The following is a 2,008-nucleotide window of genomic DNA, read 5'->3' as shown; positions in this document are numbered from 1 at the left end:
AAACCTGGATAATGGCGGTATTACCCAATGATACCACAGCGCAAGACCGGCTTCGTCTTGCCAAAAAGCCGGACATAACAGGAAATTTCACGCCTCTCCCCTATACTATAGAATAGTCACGTTTTAGCAGAATGTTGGTGACTGTATGTGTACTCGCTGCGCGCATTACATTCTGCGACGACGAAAATTCACGTGTCTTTAAGACACCGTCTAACAGGAAAAATTATGACAATTACGTCTGACAGTGTGGTTACACTTCACTATACCGTATCTTCAGAAGATGGTACGACATTGGATTCTTCAGAGGGTAAAAAGCCCTTAGTTGTATTACTGGGTAAGAAATTTCTTATCGAGGGATTAGAAGAAGCATTGGTTGGCAAAAACAAAGGTGAGACATTCAAAGTGGATGTCGCCCCTGAAAAAGGCTATGGCGAACGGTCCGATCAGCTAGTGCAAAGTGTACCTAAAACCATGTTTGAAGGTATGGACGTAGAAGTCGGCATGTCTTTTCGCGCCACCTCTGACGGTGGCGAGCAATCGGTGATCGTGATTGACGTCAGTGACGACCACGTTGTGGTAGACGGCAATCATCCTTTAGCCGGAGTGCCATTGAAATTTGACGTGGAAGTGGTGGATTGTAGAGAAGCCACTGAAGAAGAAATTGCCCACGGCCATGTACATGGTGAAGGTGGACACGACCACTAATATGCCCTTACGGACGCTGCCGGCCTAGCCGGCGTCGTCTTAAATGGCGTCTTCGTTATGTTCACCGGTACGAATACGTATGGCCGACTCCACCGTGGTAACAAATATTTTACCGTCACCAATCTTGCCGGTTTTAGCCGATTTCTCAATGGCTTCAATAGCCAATTCAACCTGATCATCCGCCAAGACTAATTCAACTTTTATTTTAGGTAAAAAATCAACCTGATACTCGGCACCGCGATACAATTCGGTATGCCCTTTTTGTCGACCAAACCCTTTTACTTCAGTGACGGTCATGCCTGCAATACCCACGTCGGCAAGCGCCTCACGAACATCATCCATTTTAAACGGCTTGATAATCGCTTCTATTTTTTTCATATCCTGCTACTCGTTGTTGGGTTAGTTTAAATAACTGATGCAAGGTAGTTTGCTATCAATCTAACTTAGATAATATCATGGGGTAGCCGGAATGCTAACCTCCACACCGCGATTATTCTAAGTCGTAAATTAATTACTGCGTATAGAACAAGCCTTTACGAAAACAATAAGTATTCGACTCAAGCCGTTTACACTACATTATATACGTTATTTTTTTATTTTTAGGTTACGCTAAGGGTAATATTCACTAAAGGCACTTTCGGCGATGAAAAACAATACTGGGCTTTCATTAATCGAACTAATGATAACCGTAGCCATTGCAGCTATTTTACTGACCGTTGGCGCGCCTGGTATTCAGTCTATTCTTCAGCAAAACCGTGTTATCGCTGCGATAAATGATATTAGCAGTGCCACCAGAACCGCCCGCTTCACCGCCATTGATCAGGAACAAACCACCATTTTGTGCCCCACCAGCGACTACGAAACCTGTGGTACCGACTGGAGCCTAGCGAAAATGGTATTCATGGACGACAACGGTAATGGCAATCGCGATACCGATGAGACCTTACTCTTGTCCACGGATCCCTTAGGAAGCGGATTGGAAATCTCTGGGATCAGCCAGGCCTTATCATTCACTTCTGATGGCAGTGTGAGTACTGCCGCCACTATTACCGTATGCCCTGCCAGTGGCGATAACACGGTAGCCTCTGCGGTCATCGTTAGTCTATATGGTCGTGTTACCATTGCTAAAGACAGCAACAATAACGGCATAAAAGAAGACAGCAGTGACAATGACTTGTCATGCGGTAGTTAGCCTTAGTTCCAACAACTCGAAGGTGAGTAATGCCCGCCTTGATTAACCCATAGCTCATCGCATCCATCACCCAACCATTCGTTTCGTGTGGCCGTTAATTGATAGGTGGTT

3 protein-coding genes are annotated in these 2,008 nt (G+C 45.3%); 2 read left to right on the top strand and 1 reads right to left on the bottom strand.

What is annotated here, in order from left to right; all coding sequences use genetic code 11:
* Nucleotides 1-225: 225 nt before the first annotated feature.
* Nucleotides 226-705 carry a peptidylprolyl isomerase gene (locus V5298_RS06615; RefSeq protein WP_332930679.1) on the top strand — a complete coding sequence of 160 codons (480 nt, stop codon included), beginning with the start codon at nt 226-228 and terminating at the stop codon, nt 703-705.
* Between the two features lie 39 nt (nt 706-744).
* On the opposite strand, the gene V5298_RS06610 is transcribed toward V5298_RS06615, so the two are convergent.
* Nucleotides 745-1,083, bottom strand: coding sequence for a P-II family nitrogen regulator (locus tag V5298_RS06610; RefSeq protein WP_332930678.1), 339 nt, complete (start codon nt 1,081-1,083; stop codon nt 745-747).
* A gap of 265 nt (nt 1,084-1,348) precedes the next feature.
* On the opposite strand from V5298_RS06610, the gene V5298_RS06605 reads away from it, so the two are divergent.
* The gene (locus V5298_RS06605) at nt 1,349-1,897 is read left to right on the top strand and encodes a GspH/FimT family pseudopilin (RefSeq protein ID WP_332930677.1); all 549 of its coding nucleotides are present in this window, start codon (nt 1,349-1,351) and stop codon (nt 1,895-1,897) included.
* Nucleotides 1,898-2,008 lie beyond the last annotated feature (111 nt).

This window comes from Alteromonas sp. 14N.309.X.WAT.G.H12 (assembly GCF_036697315.1).
Taxonomy (GTDB): Bacteria; Pseudomonadota; Gammaproteobacteria; order Enterobacterales; family Alteromonadaceae; genus Alteromonas.
Note: the sequence above shows the minus strand (reverse complement) of the source record. Positions and strands in the feature narration are given on the sequence as shown.